Source organism: Spirosoma sp. KNUC1025 (assembly GCF_045160025.1).
In the GTDB taxonomy this organism is placed as follows: Bacteria; Bacteroidota; Bacteroidia; order Cytophagales; family Spirosomataceae; genus Spirosoma.
Map to the genome: position 1 here is coordinate 4,819,545 of NZ_CP087139.1, position 17,430 is coordinate 4,836,974.

15 protein-coding genes are annotated in these 17,430 nt (G+C 45.8%); 7 read left to right on the forward strand and 8 right to left on the reverse strand.

The genetic code is table 11. The features are described from left to right. Positions 1–4 precede the first annotated feature (4 nt). Genes LN737_RS21115 through LN737_RS21125 form a run of 3 tightly spaced genes read left to right on the forward strand, consistent with a single transcriptional unit; the run spans position 5 to position 3,508 of the window. Positions 5–1,780, forward strand: a complete 1,776-nt coding sequence (locus LN737_RS21115) for an ABC transporter ATP-binding protein (RefSeq protein WP_405511801.1) — start codon at positions 5–7, stop codon at positions 1,778–1,780. A 42-nt stretch (positions 1,781–1,822) separates the two neighbouring features. After that, positions 1,823–2,269, forward strand: coding sequence for a lasso peptide biosynthesis B2 protein (locus LN737_RS21120; RefSeq protein ID WP_405511802.1), 447 nt, complete (start codon positions 1,823–1,825; stop codon positions 2,267–2,269). A 9-nt stretch (positions 2,270–2,278) separates the two neighbouring features. Then, the gene (locus LN737_RS21125; protein ID WP_405511803.1) at positions 2,279–3,508 is read left to right on the forward strand and encodes a nucleotidyltransferase family protein; all 1,230 of its coding nucleotides are present in this window, start codon (positions 2,279–2,281) and stop codon (positions 3,506–3,508) included. A 96-nt stretch (positions 3,509–3,604) separates the two neighbouring features. Here the strand turns inward: LN737_RS21125 and LN737_RS21130 are convergent, their stop codons facing one another. The 4 genes from LN737_RS21130 to LN737_RS21145 form a co-directional block, all read right to left on the reverse strand. Further along, positions 3,605–4,294 carry a response regulator transcription factor gene (locus LN737_RS21130; protein WP_405511804.1) on the reverse strand — a complete coding sequence of 230 codons (690 nt, stop codon included), beginning with the start codon at positions 4,292–4,294 and terminating at the stop codon, positions 3,605–3,607. Further along, positions 4,291–6,051, reverse strand: coding sequence for a sensor histidine kinase (locus LN737_RS21135; protein WP_405511805.1), 1,761 nt, complete (start codon positions 6,049–6,051; stop codon positions 4,291–4,293). The genes LN737_RS21130 and LN737_RS21135 overlap by 4 nt, the downstream gene beginning before the upstream one ends. Before the next feature lie 32 nt (positions 6,052–6,083). After that, positions 6,084–7,325 carry a two-component regulator propeller domain-containing protein gene (locus LN737_RS21140; protein WP_405511806.1) on the reverse strand — a complete coding sequence of 414 codons (1,242 nt, stop codon included), beginning with the start codon at positions 7,323–7,325 and terminating at the stop codon, positions 6,084–6,086. A 495-nt stretch (positions 7,326–7,820) separates the two neighbouring features. Then, positions 7,821–9,704 carry a beta-N-acetylhexosaminidase gene (locus LN737_RS21145; RefSeq protein WP_405511807.1) on the reverse strand — a complete coding sequence of 628 codons (1,884 nt, stop codon included), beginning with the start codon at positions 9,702–9,704 and terminating at the stop codon, positions 7,821–7,823. 154 nt (positions 9,705–9,858) lie between these two features. Between LN737_RS21145 and hslU the strand changes: the two genes are divergently transcribed. Beyond that, positions 9,859–11,247 carry an ATP-dependent protease ATPase subunit HslU gene (hslU, locus tag LN737_RS21150; RefSeq protein WP_405511808.1) on the forward strand — a complete coding sequence of 463 codons (1,389 nt, stop codon included), beginning with the start codon at positions 9,859–9,861 and terminating at the stop codon, positions 11,245–11,247. A gap of 140 nt (positions 11,248–11,387) precedes the next feature. Here the strand turns inward: hslU and LN737_RS21155 are convergent, their stop codons facing one another. From LN737_RS21155 to LN737_RS21170, 4 genes are all read right to left on the reverse strand, one after another. Beyond that, a complete protein-coding gene (locus tag LN737_RS21155) occupies positions 11,388–11,954 on the reverse strand; it encodes a hypothetical protein (protein WP_405511809.1) in 567 nt (188 codons plus the stop codon). A 51-nt stretch (positions 11,955–12,005) separates the two neighbouring features. After that, positions 12,006–12,755, reverse strand: a complete 750-nt coding sequence (locus LN737_RS21160; protein WP_405511810.1) for a class I SAM-dependent methyltransferase — start codon at positions 12,753–12,755, stop codon at positions 12,006–12,008. 85 nt (positions 12,756–12,840) lie between these two features. Next, positions 12,841–13,245, reverse strand: coding sequence for a hypothetical protein (locus LN737_RS21165; RefSeq protein WP_405511811.1), 405 nt, complete (start codon positions 13,243–13,245; stop codon positions 12,841–12,843). Beyond that, positions 13,242–14,504 carry an MFS transporter gene (locus LN737_RS21170; RefSeq protein ID WP_405511812.1) on the reverse strand — a complete coding sequence of 421 codons (1,263 nt, stop codon included), beginning with the start codon at positions 14,502–14,504 and terminating at the stop codon, positions 13,242–13,244. The genes LN737_RS21165 and LN737_RS21170 overlap by 4 nt, the downstream gene beginning before the upstream one ends. Positions 14,505–14,807: 303 nt before the next feature. Between LN737_RS21170 and mltG the strand changes: the two genes are divergently transcribed. The 3 genes from mltG (at position 14,808) to LN737_RS21185 (ending at position 17,399) form a co-directional block, all read left to right on the forward strand. Then, on the forward strand, positions 14,808–15,845 hold the full coding sequence (mltG, locus tag LN737_RS21175) for an endolytic transglycosylase MltG (protein WP_405511813.1): 1,038 nt from the start codon (positions 14,808–14,810) through the stop codon (positions 15,843–15,845). 91 nt (positions 15,846–15,936) lie between these two features. After that, positions 15,937–16,350 (forward strand): thioesterase family protein, encoded by a 414-nt coding sequence (locus tag LN737_RS21180; RefSeq protein ID WP_405511814.1) that lies wholly within the window; start codon positions 15,937–15,939, stop codon positions 16,348–16,350. Positions 16,351–16,445: 95 nt separating this feature from the next. Continuing rightward, positions 16,446–17,399, forward strand: coding sequence for a YihY/virulence factor BrkB family protein (locus LN737_RS21185; protein ID WP_405511815.1), 954 nt, complete (start codon positions 16,446–16,448; stop codon positions 17,397–17,399). The last annotated feature ends 31 nt before the right edge of the window (positions 17,400–17,430 follow it).

Sequence of the window (17,430 nt, forward strand, 5' to 3'; positions counted from 1 at the left end):
AAACTTGACTTTTGTCCTTAAATTTTTATGGGCAACTAGTCCAAGATGGCACGTTGTTAACCTGTTTTTTTTGATAATACAATCCGTTTTACCGCTTGTAAATATATACCAGATCAAGCTCATTTTCGATACAGTTACAAAGTACACTAAGTCCGGTGAATATACAGAAGCGGTCTCATTGCTAACCTGGCAAGTTTCTTTTACTGTCGGCTTATTAATTGTCAATAGTTTGATTAATAGTATTGCGGGCTTAGTCAAGACAAAACATAATCAAATTATTTCGGAAGCAATTTTAGAAGAACTCCATAAAAAATCTTCTACAATTGACTACCAATACTTTGAAAATCCCGAGTATCATGACACATTTTATCGTATACAGTCTGATGGCCATGGAAGAATATTTAGTACGTTTAATCAACTTCAATCTATTTTCCAGAGTTTCATATCCTTAGCTGCTTTATTTAGTATGCTGGCTGTCCTGCACTGGTCTACAAGCATTATTATTGTCTCTTCTGTACTGCCTGCTTTACTTAGTCAGTATAAATTTTCAAAACTACGTCATCAGTGGTATCAAAAAAGAACATCACTCCATCGAGAGGGAGCATATTATAACTGGATGCTAACTGCGAATCAGCCCGCTAAAGAAATAAGGACATATGGGCTTGGAGAATTATTTATTCACAGAGCTAAAAAAATAAGGGAGTTATTATTCGATGAAAATTACCTCTTAACACTAAAAAGCACATACTGGAATTTTGGCGCAAAATTAGTTGAATTACTGGCTATATATAGCATTTTTTTATTTTTGATAATACGATCCTTGAATGGAAGTTTTAGTGTTGGCGATTTGGTCATGTACTATCAGATCTTTTCCAGAGGTCAGAGTAACGTAAATGGTTTGTTAAGTGGATTTGTTAATCTGAGCACTGATAATCTTTTCTTTAAATATTTAATTGAATATTTAAGCTACAATTCTAGTGGAAAACGTTTACCAGATTCTGAGCCTTTTCCAGATCATATAACCGATATAGAGTTGAGAAACGTTTATTTCAAATACCCTAATCAGGACAATTATATTCTTAAAGATATTAGTTTATATATAAAACGAGGTCAAAAAGTAGCAATCGTTGGAAAAAATGGCTCTGGCAAAACATCTATGATCAAATTATTTAATAAACTTTATGAACCAACTACTGGAACTATTTGTATAAACGGGATCGATTATACAAATTTTGACACACATACTTTACAAAATAAAGTAAATATATTGTTTCAGGATTACATGAATTATTACATCAAAGCCGGAGAAAACATTTCTTTTGGTGATATAGATAATATAAATAATCATATACGTTTGACAAAGGTAGCACAATGTACGGGCGCTAGCGAGTTTATTGAAGGCTTCCCTCATCAATATGATGCTACGCTAGGAAAACTCTTTGACAGTGGCCAAGAATTAAGTGCTGGGCAATGGCAGAAAGTAGCTTTGGCTAGAGCATTAATGCGCGACGCTCCAATAGTTATTCTGGATGAACCGTCCAGTTCAATGGATACAATAGCTGAAAATAATTTGGTTGACCGAATCAGCAATTTAATAAAGGATAAAATAGTAATCTTAATCAGTCACCGATTATCGACAGTTAAATTAGCTGATTGTATTTATTTTATTGAAAATGGTTCAATAGTAGAGAAAGGAACGCATGAAACTTTAATGGGGCTGCAAGGTTCCTACTATGAAATGTTTAACCTTCAGTCTAATGGCGCTAATGTTCTCTACTAAATCAATTAATCAAGCTCTTTTATCAATATCGATCCTATAACGATGCGATATATAAAACGTTTTTTTAATAAGTTCTCTAAATTCACCAGGTTATCATTATCTGACAAATTATTAATTATTCAATCGGCAATACTTGTTGTTGGCTTAAGGTTTTTTTTAAAATTTATTTCGTTCACGAAATTATATCATATACTAAAATTCTTTTACAGAAAGCCAACTTACTATTATCGAGAGTACTTAGATTATACTATGAAAGCCAGATGGGCAGTTAATATAGCTGGAAATAATTTACTTAGAACCAGATGCCTCGGCAAAGCACTAGCGTTACAGATATTGCTTAACAGACGGAGAATAATTTCAGATTTACACATTGGATATATAAGGCTTAAAACTTCTACTTCAGCTCATGCCTGGCTTACATCCGGCGATAGCATATTAATTGGTGATGATTCTAACATTCATTTGTATTTTCAAATTCCTATTGATTGACAAAAAGTTATGCATAACGATCAGCATTCAGATTTTGAATTGACTTTATTGATTCTTTGCCTGCAAAGGCATCTGGGCTCGAAGTTAGAAAAGAATACCCTAATTAACTATGTAGCAGAAAAACAGATTAATTGGCACAAATTTTTAGAATTAGCTTCTATACACAACGTAAGTATTATCGTAGGAAAAAGCTTAAATGACATACCCACTATATGGATTCCAAATACCACAGCTTCCTATTTTCGTAGCTCTTATTCTACAGCCGTTGAAAATCACTTTATGCTATTAAATGAATTAAAAGGGATTATTACTTTATTTAATCAATATAGTATCCCGTTGATACCGTTTAAGGGTATGACAATTGCACAATTTTATGGGAACGCTGTCTGGCGACAGTCAGGAGACTTAGACATTATAATACGAAAGGATGATATAGGTAAAGCGATTGAAGTATTAGTTCTGAGTGGATATGAACGTCCGAATCAGGTTTATCTGGAAGATGACCTTGAAAGACGACATTCCTACCCTTTTAAGAAAGGAACCGTTGTATTGGATCTACACTGGAATATTACCGATGAATCTGAACTATTTTGTTACCCTATTGAAAAAGTATGGTTAGAATCCGAAAAAGAATTATTTTATGGCATACAGGCTCAGGTATTATCTAAAAAAAATTTAATTATAACAACTTGTATTCATCATGGCTTAAGAAACAGTTGGAACGAGCTTAGGTTTATACTTGACTTTTCAATCTTTGCAAATGATAACTGGGTTAACTGGGAAGAAATTGTAAAAGAAGCAGAAAGACTTAAGATTAAAAGAATATTACTTGTTGGCGTTAGCTTAGCTAATACATTATTTAGAGTGAGTATACCAACTTGCATCAATAAAGATATCAAAATCGACAAGAAGGTATTTGAAATTCAAGAATTAATTATCAACAAACTTTATAAGCCCAAGTCGTCTTTCCATCACAAATTTTACACTATGTATACACGAATTTTATTAAGAGAGAGACTCGTCATCAGATTAAAATTATACATTATTTTTATAAGCTACTGGACTGTAATATTTTATAAATTATCGGTAGGAGACCTAGCGTTTAACGCGTACAAACTTCCTCGGTTTTTTCATTTTTTTTGTAAAATATCTAGTCCATTTTTTTTAATTTATAAATACCTCATAAAATGGTCGGTAGCTATGTTTAAAAAATTATTGCAACCTACATTTCAATTTTAACATCACAACGTTTGGCACTAGCTAATAAATTTTAGTATTGGTCACCGTTGGCTTCATTTTATCAGTATCAGTAAATTTCATTACATATACCAATTTTTACACAAGCCCTTCGCGCATGGCTTTTAGGATGGCTTCGGTTTTGGAATTGACCTGCAGTTTGTCGTAAATGTGCCGGATGTGCGAACGTACCGTATCGATACTGATATGCAGATCGTCGGCGATGAGTTTATAGCTGAAACCCGCTACCAGCCCTTTCACAATATCCAGTTCGCGGGCAGAAAGTTTATAGTCGTCAGCTTCCGGTTTCGGCTCCGGCAGACTTTCTCTGACTGTAGTGGCAATTGGCGGCAGCGCGTTTTGCTGCTGAAAGAAACGAAGCACCTGTCTGGCTACGTTGGCGGTCATGGGGGAACCGCCCCGGTGAATATCGAAAATGGCGGCTATGATCTCCAACGGCGGTGTATGTTTGAGCAGATATCCACTGGCACCGTTACGTATTGCCTGAAATATTTTCTCTTCATTATCGAATACCGTCAGCATAAGCACCTGCGTTTGGGGTGAAGCGGCTTTTACCAGCGGCACGGCTTCAATACCACTGATACCCGGCAAATCGATGTCCATGAGTACCACGTCGGGACGTAACGTTCTGATTTCGTCGGTCAGATTGCGGCAGTTCGGAAAGGCGCCTAGCAAGTCAAGTCCTGGCGTGGCCTGCAATAAAAAAGAAATACCTTCGCGCAGGTCGCGGTTGTCTTCGTAATAAATCAGTCTAATGGAATTGCTCATAACCTGGTCAACAGTTCTATTTCGGTTCCGGCTCCTGGTTTGGCCGTTAGCGTAAGTGTACCCCGTATTTCGCGGGCGCGTTTGTGCAGATTGATTAACCCGTTGCCCGATTGTACAGTTTCAGGATCGAAACCCTGACCGTCATCTTTTATAATCAGGTGAAGCTGCTTTCCAACTTCAATAGTCAACAGGACATTAATTTGGGAAGGATTGGCGTATTTGACAGCGTTATTGATGCTTTCTTTAAAAATCAGGTACACATTTCGGCGTTGTTCGACGTTCAAACGGGTTTTCTCAAACTGATCCGATACCTGCATCTGGAAAACAATACCTTTGGCTTCCGCCATTTTCAGCCCAAACTCCCGCATCCGGGTTACTACGTCTTCCAGTCTATCATGCTTGGTCTGGATTGTCCAGATGATGTCCTGCATCGACTCCGACAAGGCCGTTGCACTGGCGCTGATCCGTTGCAGAATCGGTACTGCTTCGGGTGCCGTGGAAGCAATCTGTAGCTGCACTACGTCGCTAAAAATTCGAATACTGCTCAGCGTAGAACCCATATCGTCGTGCAGGTCGGTCGCTATCCGGTCGCGGATACGCTCCAGACGCTGCCGTTGCTGCCCGCGATACCAATAGATTCCGTACAGAATACTAGCCAAAATCAGGCCCGCGAGCAATCGAAACCAGTTCGTCTTCCAGTAAGGCGGCACAACCTCAACGGCCAGGGTAGCACCCGGTACGTTCCAGATGCCGTCGTTATTTGCGGCTTTCACCCGAAAGCTGTACTGGCCCGGTTCCAGGTTCGTGTAAGTCGCGGTACGGTCGTCGGTTGCCACCCACTCCGGGTCGAACCCAACCAGTTGATATGCATAGCGATTCTTTTCGGGCTGACTAAAATTGAGGGCGGCAAAGTCAATGGCTAGTGTGGTTTCGCCCGGCTGAAGCTGAATCGATTGGCTCACTGGACGCGGCTGGTTATTGATTCGGATGTGTGTAATGACAACTGGGGGCGGTACGTTGTTCTGACGCAGATTTTCGGGTTTCCAATAGTTAAAGGCGCCCGCATACCCCATAAACAACCGCCCTTGCCGATCACGGCTGATGAGTTTAAACTGAGTATTGTCGAATAATCCGTTTGCTTTGTTGTAATACTGAAAATGACCGGATTTAGTACCCGACCCAGCTGGAATCAACTCATGAAGCTGCTCATCCGTTCCGAGCCATATATGCCCACGAACGTCGTCGATAATGCCAAAAATATGATCGGCTCGAAGACCATTGGCTAGCGTATAGGTTTGAAAAACGCGTCCGCTTGTATCGGTCTTTACCAGAAAATCGATACCCGAAATCCATACGTTTCCGGTCTGATCTACATAAAACGTACTGTGCAGTCGGTCGGATGGCTGAATTGTAGCGTTAAGTCCCCGCAACTGAAGCCGCTTCGTCTGTCCCTTCGCTGGATTTATCCAGAACAGTCCCTGGCGTGTTTGCGCCCAGATACGTCCCTGTTGATCCGTTTGCAGTTGATTCATACGTACCGGATTGGGTCTGTTTCGGGATAACGGCCAGTACTGGATTCGGTCGGTTTTCGGATCACACCAGAAAAGGCCATCCGGCGTTCCTATCCAGATTCGCCCATCCATTCCCTGGCAAAGAGCATGGACCGTCAGACGATCCGGGTTGCTTCCGGGACCAATGTCCTGGCGAATCCGCCATCGATTTGTGGCAGGATCATAAATGCCCAGCCCACGACCCATCCCAATCCAGATACGGCCCTTATCGTCCTGAATCAGATCATAGCAGGATCGTTCCGGGGTGCCGTCCCATTGATCAGGATTGTCTTTAATGAATCACTACGTCGGTTCCACTGATAAAGCGTATGGTTTCCAAGAATCCAGTAGAGCTCATCATTCCGTCGGTCCTGCCGGATCACTTCCACCATTTCGTGCGCACCGTCTGCCGATGCGGGTAGCCATCGTCGACTGAATTTCAGCGATACAGGATCTATTTTGGCAATACCTTCCGTAGTTCCTATCCAGACAATACCCGTATGCGGGTCCGTTTGCATAACGCCAATCGTGCCGCCCCCAAAACTTAATGGATCGCTGGCATTATGCGTAAATTGAGTAAACCGTTTATCGGCAGGGATGTACCGGATCAGTTTATTGAAGCTCCCCAGCCAGAAAAACTCCCGACCATCGGGCAAACGATCTTTTTCAAGCGCCGTAACCGTACCGGGACAGGTAAACAACGTAACGAACCGATTGGAGGCAGGATCAAAACGTGTTACCCTGCCTCCATCCAGTAGTGCATACACCTGACCGCTTTTGTCTTCGGTTAGTACGTAAACCCGCTCGGGAGCTTTTGGGTGAGTGTCATCTGCACCCATATAATACGTGTACCGGCGCGTTGTTGGGTCGAAGCGATAGAGGCCGCTCCAATGGTGCAGCCAAACCTGACCCTGCCGGTCAGGAATCGGAATGGCAAACGCATTGGGCAATACACTCGGCACCGGAAAAGCCGTTAACCGGTGGGTACGTGGCTCAAGTCGATACAACCGGTCGACGGATGCGAACCAACCCATCCCGGCCCTATCAAAGCGAACCGGCGACACAAAATCATTGTCGGCCACCTGGTCGCGCTGCTGTGGGAGCGGAATAGCCTGAAACCGATCGGTTTGCGGATTATATTGACAAAGCCCCCGATTGGTCGATATCCAGACAAAACCGTCGGCATCCAGGCTTAATCCATCGTTAACAATGTAATTTCCGGGCAACCCGTCTGGCCGTCCGGTACGTTTGTATACGGTAAAGCGCAGGCCATCAAAACGGTTCAGTCCGTTTACGGTTCCGAACCACATGAATCCCTGCCGATCTTTCAGAACCGACGTAACGACGTTGTTTGAGAGTCCATTGTCTGTTGAATAATGCAGAAAGGATACGTCAGATGGTTGCGCCAGCCCCGCTATCGTTAGGAGAAGCAACATGGAAACCCATACCAGCCATCGTCTGCGCATACGCTGTTGACTCATTATTGTTCAGTCAAAGATACAGGCTGTGCTGGGCGTGATGCAAGGGGCATGGGTCGCATCTCTACATGATGAAATTTAAAATCAAGAAATGAGTTCACCTTTCGATTTGCCGTTTCCCATTTGTATCGGTGACGCATCGAGACGTTTTTCCAACGTCTCAAAAAGCGGGATTTTCGCTTGGAAGAGACGCACTTTAAAGGGTCTGATCGGCTCAAAAAGCGGATGGTTATGTCAAGTAGAATAACATTTTCTAAAATGGGCTATTCGAGCAATCGTAAATTGGGAAAACTATCTTATACCACCTAATTTAATTCAGATACATGGCACAAGAGATCGAATCATTCCTGTTCAGTTTACAATCCCAGATCTTATTATACCAGAGGGAGGCCATTTAATGGTATATAATCAGAGGGAGGTAATTTCGAATCACTTGGAAAGAATTCTGCTAAGCCTATAAATCAATATACAATCTAAACCTCACTCCTACTCTCTACTTTAAAAACGACCAACCCGTTTTTGTAGGGCATCGCGGGTGAGTGTGATCAAATGTCCAATGGGTTTTCCGGCACGATACGTAATGACACGTAACGTAATCGGGCCGTCAGGCAAATCAACGGGCTGACTGTATTTTGTTGAAAATTGATCGGGCATGGTATCATCCAGGGTATAATACAGATCTAGCCCCGGAATTTCGCCCGCCAGTTCAAGCCGTAGTTTGCCATCTTTCATACTCGTCCGGACGATGGCATCATAAATAGCCCGCGAGTAATTGATCTGCGCTACGTCTGCCCGCCCGAAGTGATTTTCCATACGTTCTACAAAATTTGGCCAGTTTTTCGCTTCTTTCGGCGACCAGAAAACTTCCGCCAGCGCCCACGCTCGTGGGTAAGTCATGTACTGGGCATACCGTAACGTCGGAATCTGCTCGGTCCAGAGATTCCCCTGTCCACCCAGAATATATTTGGCATCAACGCCATCGGGTACTGGCTCGTAACTGTAGCTTTTCTGAGTGCGCAGGCTTGCATAAATGGGAGGATCGACCGTAGGGTCACCCTGCGTGTAATCCAGATAGGCGAAGGTTGAGGGCGTCATCACTACGTTGTGACCGGCCTGTGCCGCTTCGATACCGCCTTTGATGCCCCGCCAGCTCATCACTGTAGCGCCTGGCGAAATACCTCCTTCCAGAATTTCATCCCAGCCTAGCATTTTTTTGCCTTTAGCCGTCAATATTTTCTCGATACGTCCCATAAAATAGCCCTGCAAATCCTCGACGTGGCGAATATTCAGCTGCTTCATTAAAGCCTGACAGCCAGGATCATTTGCCCAGTAACCTTTGTAGCACTCATCGCCCCCGACATGGATATACGGATTAGGAAAAAGCGCAGCCAGCTCAGTAAACACCTTGTCCAGAAACGCATAGACGTTCTCATCTGACGGGTTGAGGGTGTTCTCGACTTTCATTTTGAACGTACCGTTTCCGTACCAGTCCGAAAATGGCGTTCCGGGATTCACACTAACGGGTGCTTTGGTACAGCTCAATTCGGGATAAGCCGCCAGAGCCGCCATGCTATGGCCAGGCACATCGATTTCGGGAACAATGGTTACGTTACGTGCCTGCGCAAATGCAATGATTTCCCGAACGTCATCCTGCGTGTAAAAACCACCGTAGGGCGTAGGTTCACCAGGTTTAGGGTCGGCACGGTCGCCGAAATGGCCCGACCGCTCTACACGCCATGCACCCACCTGCGTAAGTTTAGGCAGGGATTTTATTTCAATCCGCCAGCCATTATCGTCGGTTAGATGCCAGTGAAACGTATTGAATTTCAACTTCGCCAGTTGGTCGATGTACTGTTTAACTTCCGCTTTCGTGAAGAAATGACGGCTTACATCGAGCATGACACCACGCCAGCCAAAACGCGGATAATCCGTAATCCGAACGGCAGGCAGCGTCCAGGTTTTAGCAACGGCCGTTTTGCTTTCAATTTCCTTTGGCAGCAATTGAGTCAGCGTCTGTATGCCATAAAACAACCCCGCCGGACGGTTGGCCGTTATCAGCACACCTTTGGGAGAAGCATCGAGTGAATAACCTTCTTCGCCAAGCTGCGCGTTGGGCGTAGCATTCAGGTTCAACTGAATTTTTCCACCTTTCCCCTGCTTTGCATTCAGTCCGAAGTTTGTCGGGCCATTCAGCTGTTGGATCAGCAGGTCGGCAACTGCCCGTCCCTCGGCCTGATTATACTGAACTGTTGTAGACTTAGTGAGCGTAAAAACACCATTCTGGGGCTGTACACTGACCGGTTGCGGAATTAGCTGGATGGGAGTTTGGGCAATTACCGACGTAATACCAAATACAAAAAGAACGATATGACTAACCTTCATGCTGGACATAATTAACGATTCAAAAGCAAAGCGGGGACACTGGAGATTATAATGATAACGGCAAAAATCCCAATTTTTCCGTACCATTGGCACAATTTTTAATTTCCTGCGTTTCTTTCTCAAAGCGTTCTATTCATTACGCTTTACGAATTCAATGACCCAATCACTCAAAGACCTTACTCCCCGGCAGATTGTCGCCGAATTAGATCAGTACATTATTGGCCAGAACGATGCCAAACGCAACGTAGCGATCGCCTTACGCAATCGCTGGCGCCGGATGAACAGTTCCGCCGATATGCAACGCGAAATCACGCCTAATAATATTCTGATGATCGGCGCGACAGGCGTCGGTAAAACTGAAATTGCCCGTCGGCTCGCCAAAATTGCCGATGCGCCGTTTATAAAAGTTGAAGCGTCAAAATTTACGGAGGTCGGCTATGTCGGGCGCGACGTAGAAAGCATGGTTCGCGACCTGGTTGAACAAGCCGTCAATATGGTGCGGGGCGCTAAGAAAGAAGCCGTTCAGGTGAAAGCGCAGCAGCAGGTTGAAGATGCCATACTCGACATTCTGATTCCGCCGGTTAAGCCTGCCAACGGCCAGCTTGGTTTTGAACCCGAACGTAAAGGTGATCCAGACGCCGATCTGAACGAACGTACCCGCGAGCGTTTCCGCGAAAAAATCCGTTCGGGCGAAATGGACGACCGCAAAATCGATATTGACGTGCAACAGAACCAGGTACCGAATATTGGCGTAATGGGCGGGGCCGTCGATGACCTGTCGATGATGAATATTCAGGAGATGATCGGCAATATGATGCCTAAACGTGGCAAAAAGCGGAAAGTAAGCATTGGCGAGGCCCGTAAAATTCTGCTGGAAGAAGAAGCCGCCAAACTCATCGATATGGACGAGGTGAAGGAAGAAGCGATCCGGAAGGCCGAAGACGCCGGTATTATTTTCATCGATGAAATTGACAAAGTAGCCTCTGCCCGCTCCGGAAACGGTGGTGGCGGGCCGGACGTCAGCCGCGAAGGGGTTCAGCGTGATTTGTTGCCAATTGTGGAAGGCAGCGCCGTAAACACTAAATACGGCGTTATTCATACCGACCATATTCTGTTTATTGCTGCCGGCGCTTTCCACGTAGCCAAGCCCAGCGACCTGATTCCTGAATTGCAGGGACGCTTCCCAATCCGGGTAGAACTACAGAGTCTTTCCGAAAATGATTTTTACCACATCCTGAAAGAACCTAAAAATGCCCTGACGAAACAATATGAAGCCATGCTGGCCGCTGAAGATGTCGAACTGACGTTTCAGGACGACTCGTTACGTGAACTGGCCCGCATTGCTTTTGACGTCAACAGCGAAGTGGAAAACATCGGTGCTCGTCGGTTACAGACCGTTCTGAGTCATTTGATGAACGATTTCATGTTCGATATTCCTGACGTCATCGGGGCTAATGCCAAGGTGGTTGTGACAAAAGAACTAGTCCACGACAAGCTGAATGGATTAGTCAAGAATCGGGATTTAAGTCAGTTCATTCTGTAAGCTGAGCATCAATTTCGCTCGGTTCATCTAATTACCAAACGGGGGCCAAGTAACACCTGAAGAATGTTCTTCTTCCTGGATGTCATCTGGCCCCCGTTTTATATACAAGCGTCAACTTGTAGTCTCTGAAAATCTTGAGATTAAATCCCAAACAAACCGGTGATTACCCCAACGGCACCGATAAGCGCGACAATCAGCCCGATAAACGCGGCCGTACCTGTACCTGCGATCAAAAGGACCAGCCCGCCAATCAGCAAGACAATGCCGCCAATTAGTGGCAGTTGTCTAATCATTGTTTTTTCCGGGTTGTTAGGCGCAAGCTGCTTTCCTATTTTCCGGTTCAGTTTCTTAAGCACAAACCGCCCCACTACGTTCAGTTTGCGGGCGGGATATGTCGCTTTTGCCACAGGCATTGTATGATTTGCGGCAAGCAGACTCTTTACCCGAGCCATACGACCATCCACCGTTTTAGTGCTGCTTAGCTTATCATCCGCCCGAACGTAAGCTTCCGTCTGTGAGCTTGTTGCATCGACAGGTGTAGGCAATTCAGCTGACAACGTAGTGCTCTGTGCAGTTGGGGCGTTGTAAGTAGATAAAGGCCCATAAGAGCCGCGTTGAAAATAAGCAGTCGGGCGGCTGCAGGACGAAAAGATTGCTACTCCAATGAGAATAGCCCCAAGGCGTTGAGTTTGTGTAATAAAGGTCATTAATCACTGAATTTTTAAGTGAGACACAGAGTAAGCCATTGCCTCGAAAGGCTAAAGCGATTTTTCTGCAATAATACGGATACGCTTATAATCGGCATACCAGTGCCCATCACGAAATAAAACAGGACGCAGTGCTACGTTGACCGCTTCAAGTATGGCTGTTTTATCAGACGGCGTTACGTTCTCAAAAAAGTACCCGCCAAATTGCTCGATCCAGTCGGTCAGGCCAGTTTCCGGATCGCTCAATAATGTATCACGATCGTAGTGTTGCGCCAGCCGCACAGCAAATCCATATCGTTCCAGAACGGGCGTGTATTCACCAATTGACGGAAAAAACCAGAAAAGAGTAAATGGGTAACCAAACTTTTCTAATTGCCGGGCAACGGCATCCACGATTATCGCTACGTTGTTTTTTCCACCAAACTCAATCACTAATCGACCACCAGGTTTGAGCGCCTTCACCATTTGCCGAACAGCCGTTTCATAGTCGGCCACCCAATGCAGCACGGCGTTAGAAAAAATAGCGTCAAACGGTTCATCGAACGAAAATTCAGTTGCACTCCGTTGATAGAATTCCAGGTTCGGAAATTGTGTCCTTGCTTTTTCCAGCATGTCTGCCGACGAGTCGATGCCTATTACTGTTGCCCCGGATTCTGCAATACGCTGAGTTAGCTCGCCGGAGCCACAACCCAGGTCAAGAATTCGTTCGCCGGGTTTTGGATCAAGCACTTCAAGCAATCCTTCACCGTACTGAAAGACAAACGCATGTTTCTGCGTATACAGGTCGCTGTTCCAGTTCATCGTGGATGAAATTAATGGGTAATGAATAATTGATAATGTAACGTTGCTAATGGAGAAGCAAGAATGAGCAGCTAAAAATTATTCATTACAAACTGTTGATTATCCTGATTGTCTGCTCAATAGCGCGGTCGGTATCGGCACGTTTTCGGTCGGTGGGGTCGAACCGGTTGAAGGGGCGAAGGTCAAGAACAAAGGTTTCTTCGAGGGTATCTTCGTCTATGGGAGTGTACAGTTTATGAGCCGTTAGATGAATCGGAATTAGTCCATGACGGGTTCTGAACTGCGTCAGTACGTATTTCAGTAGTTTTTCTACCTCCTGAACCGTTACGTTGTCAGCCGGAACAAAGCGCACTTCGGCATGATTACGGTCAACAATCGTTTGCTCATTGGCGGCAAAATGGCCCTCACAACTCGAAAAGGTACGGACGATACCCGTCTGGTTGAGTGCCTCCACCAGCGGACGAATTCGTGGCTCAAGGTCATTCATCATGGTTCACCATCCAGCAAAGCCATTTCGTCGGCCCCATCCATCCGGCGACGAGCCGACCGACGATCCCGATGCCAGAACCAGCTTAAATACGCCACTGCCACCAACGCAAACACGCCCGAAGCAACAAAAGCAGCATCGACGCCGGCTTCGCCGGGAGCATGATTCAGCAGCCAGCCCGACGCTACGGCCCCGATACCAATTCCAGCTTCCAACGCGATATACATTGTTGCCATGGCCCGGCCACGGGTACGTTCGTCACTTAAATCGGCAGTCCAGGCCTGCACCGTAGGCGAATTCATGCCCCACGACATACCGTAGAAGATAGCCGCCGTCCAGAATAGCGTAGTAGAGTCTGTAGTAACCAGCAAGCCCATGGATATCGCCAGAATAATGGTTGACACCCATAACACCGGCACACGTCCGTAGCGGTCAGAGGTCTTGCTGAACAAAAGCCTGACACCCAGTGAAGCCACCGTATAAACCGTAAAAAACAAGCCTTTGTTGGTAATACCGAGCGACATACTCAGTGTCGAGATTACCGTTAAAACTGCCCCTGACGAAAACGATTGTAATAGCAGAACGATGAACGGTGGTATGGCCTGTTTGTCGAAAATTTCTTCTTTTTTCAGCTTCAGCAAACCAAAGCGAAACGGTTGTGTATTAACCAGCGTTTCGGGCATTCGAAGCAGGATGCCAATGGACAGCAACGCAAATGCCGAAGACGTCCAGAACATTACGTTCATGGAAAAATCGGTAGCCAGCCAACTCCCGATAGCTGGCCCCAGCGACATACCCATAGCCGTAAACAAACCCAGCATGCCCATCGCTTCGCCCCGTCGGTTGGCGGGTACTACGTCGGCAACATAAGCAGCGGTAGCCGTGGGCTTCGTTCCTGTCGAAAAGCCGTGAATCAGACGTAGCGTCAGGAACCCCCAGACTGTCAACAAATACGGGTACAGAAAACCGCATAGGAAACACACAAGCGACCCGAACGCCATCACCGGAACACGGCCGACCGTATCGGTGATTTTGCCGCTAAAGGGCCGGGAAAAACCCGCTGTCAACGTAAAAAGCGCAATAATTAACCCTACGTACTCCCGTCCGCCCAGCTTGGTAAGATAAGCGGGCAATTCGGGAATCATCATCGAAAAACTGGCCGAGAAAAGGAAGTTACTGATGGACAGTAACCAGAAGGAGAGCGTGTAAAGAGAGGGGCCGCGAGAAGTCCGGCGAGTAAAAAGTTGAGCCGCGATTGACAAGTCTGTAAATTGATGTTTGTCATTACAAAGGTAGCCAGTTGTTCGGAACCTTTACCCGAAACCGGAAAACTTTGACCCAACGGCGTTTCTGTTACCTGCTCTTCCGAACTTACCGACGACTATCGCAGTGCACGATCAGAACGAGCAGCAGCAAAAATGTATACTTCATACCAGAATGGTCCCGTTTTGCCATAAATTTGCAAAGTGAATTATGAATGATGAGTTATGAATGATGAATCGAATAGTGCTTAAATCATCCATAATTCATTCATAATTCATCATTTATCATTCATCATTTACAACATGTCGCGTAATCTTAAAATTGGTCTGTTCCTCACCGTTTCCATCCTGCTGACGACCTTTAGCTTTTATTTCTGGCAAGTGTTTAAAAGTCCGAATCTGCAGGTTAAAGACGACGACAAAACCTTTGCATTGCTAATCCGAAAGGGCGCTACGTTTGAATCGGTGATGGACACGCTGAAAACGTACAAAGTCATAAACGATGAAACCTCATTCCGGTTTCTGGCTAAAATGATGAAATACCCCGAACTGGTCAAGGAAGGTCGGTATGAGATCAAACCCAGGATGGGCAATCGGGAAGCACTGGTCAAGTTACGTAGTGGCAATCAGGACGCCATGCCCGTTACGTTCAACAGCATGCGTCAGAAAAGTGATTTGATTCAGCGACTGGGCAGCAAATTCGAGTTTGGCCCCAACGCGCTCGGCAATCTGCTGAACGACCCGGCTACCTGCGAAAAATTCGGTTTCGATACAACGACCATCGTTTGCATGTTTTTGCCCAATACGTACGAGCTGTTCTGGACGATTAAACCGGAAGCTCTGCTGGAACGTATGGGTAAGGAGTACAAAAAATTCTGGACCCCCGAACGGCAGGCCAAAGCAAAGGAATTGGGCCTTACCCAAACACAGGCGCAGGTGCTGGCTTCCATTGTAGCGGCCGAAACCAACAAGCGCGACGAACAACCCCGTGTGGCGGGCGTTTACCTCAATCGGTTGAAGCAGGGCATGAAACTTGAAGCTGACCCGACAGTGATATTTGCGCTACGTGATTTCACGATTCGTCGACTGCTGAATCGTCAGTTAGCGGTGGATTCACCGTATAATACGTACCGGTACACGGGTTTGCCGCCGGGGCCAATCAACCTGCCTGCTCCCGCTACGATCGATGCCGTCCTGAATGCCGAACGACATGACTACCTGTATTTTGTGGTCAATGCCAGTTTCAACGGCTATCATACATTTTCGAAGACATTATCGGAGCACCTGGCCAACGCACGCCTGTATCAGGCCGCGCTGACCCGAATGAAGATTATGAAATAAAAAGGAGAAAGGAAAAGGGAGAAATGGAGAAGGTAAGTTAAACGCTACGTTCCTTTCTTGCTTTTCCATTTTCCTTTCTCCTCCTTTCTTTATGATTACTTACGACGTTACGAATATTCGGGTGCGGTATTACGATACCGACCAGATGGGCATTGTGTATTATGGCAACTACGCTCGTTTTTATGAAATTGGGCGGGTCGAAGCCCTCCGCCATTTAGGGCTGACGTATAAAGAGGTGGAAGAAAAAGGTGTTTCGATGCCCGTATATGATCTGAATTCACGGTTTATTCGCCCGGCGAAATATGATGATCTGCTGACCATACGCGTCACGATTCCGCAAATGCCTAAAACCCGATTGATGTTCAATTACGAGATTTTCAATCAGGATGGTCAGTTGCTGAACACCGGGCAGACAACCCTGGTATTTGTTAAAACTGACACCGGTCGCCCGTGTGCTGCCCCCGTCGAGCTAATTGACGCGACCAAACCTTTTTTCGAGACGTAGGTTAAAATTTAGTGAGTTAGTTCGAGCGTCAACGGTGATTGACCCGCTAACTGGCTAATTCAGGTACTGATTCACTCACCGACTCTCTTGCTGCTATGTTCGACAAACTATTGAATTTACAGGCGATGCGGGGTGTCCGTAGCTGGATGTACACCCATCGGCCGTTCAATTCGCGGAATAACTGGTATACATTCATTACCCATATGTTTGCCAAGATTTCCGATAATGATACGAGCGAGCGGGCCGCTTCAGTCGCCTACAGCCTTATCCTGGCGGTATTTCCAACGGTCATCTTTTTCTTTACGCTCATCCCCTACATTCCAATCGACAATCTGGAAGATCAGATCATGGGCTTTTTTCAACGCTTGCTGCCCGGTGATACGTTTAGTACGGTCAATACAACGATTCGCGATATCATCAGTCGCCCCCGAAGTGGGGTATTATCGCTGGGGTTTATTCTGGCTCTCTACTCAGCAACCAACGGCACAGTTGCCCTGATGCATGCTTTCAATTCGTCGTATGAGTGGCCCGAACGACGGAGTTTCTTAAAGGTCAGAGGCATTGCCGTGGGGTTGACGTTTACGCTGGCGTTTGCGCTGCTTCTGGCGGTGGTGGTGTTGATTATTGGGGGCGTTTTCAGTGATTATCTGCTCCACTTTGGGATTCTGGACAATGTAGTCTTCATTAACCTACTGATCATTGGCCGGTATCTTGTCGTTTTTGCTGTATTTGTTGCCACCATATTAGTCATTTACCGATATGGGCCAAACGTAACCCTGAAGTGGATTTTCATCATTCCAGGCGCCGTAACGGCCTCCGTTCTGATTGTGTTGACAACCCTCGGTTTCTCATACTACGTCTCCAATTTTGGCTCTTACAACAAGCTGTATGGCTCCATCGGTACGCTCATTGCGCTGATGATCTGGATAAACCTCATCTCGCTGCTGCTTATTATTGGGTTCGATATGAACATTGCCCTGTATAACCTCGAAGGCGAAAAGAATCCAAGTGTAGCCGCCAAAACCACCAGCAGTACGACGGCCGATTAGCCGTTTCCCACTGACGACCAATGTCTGATTT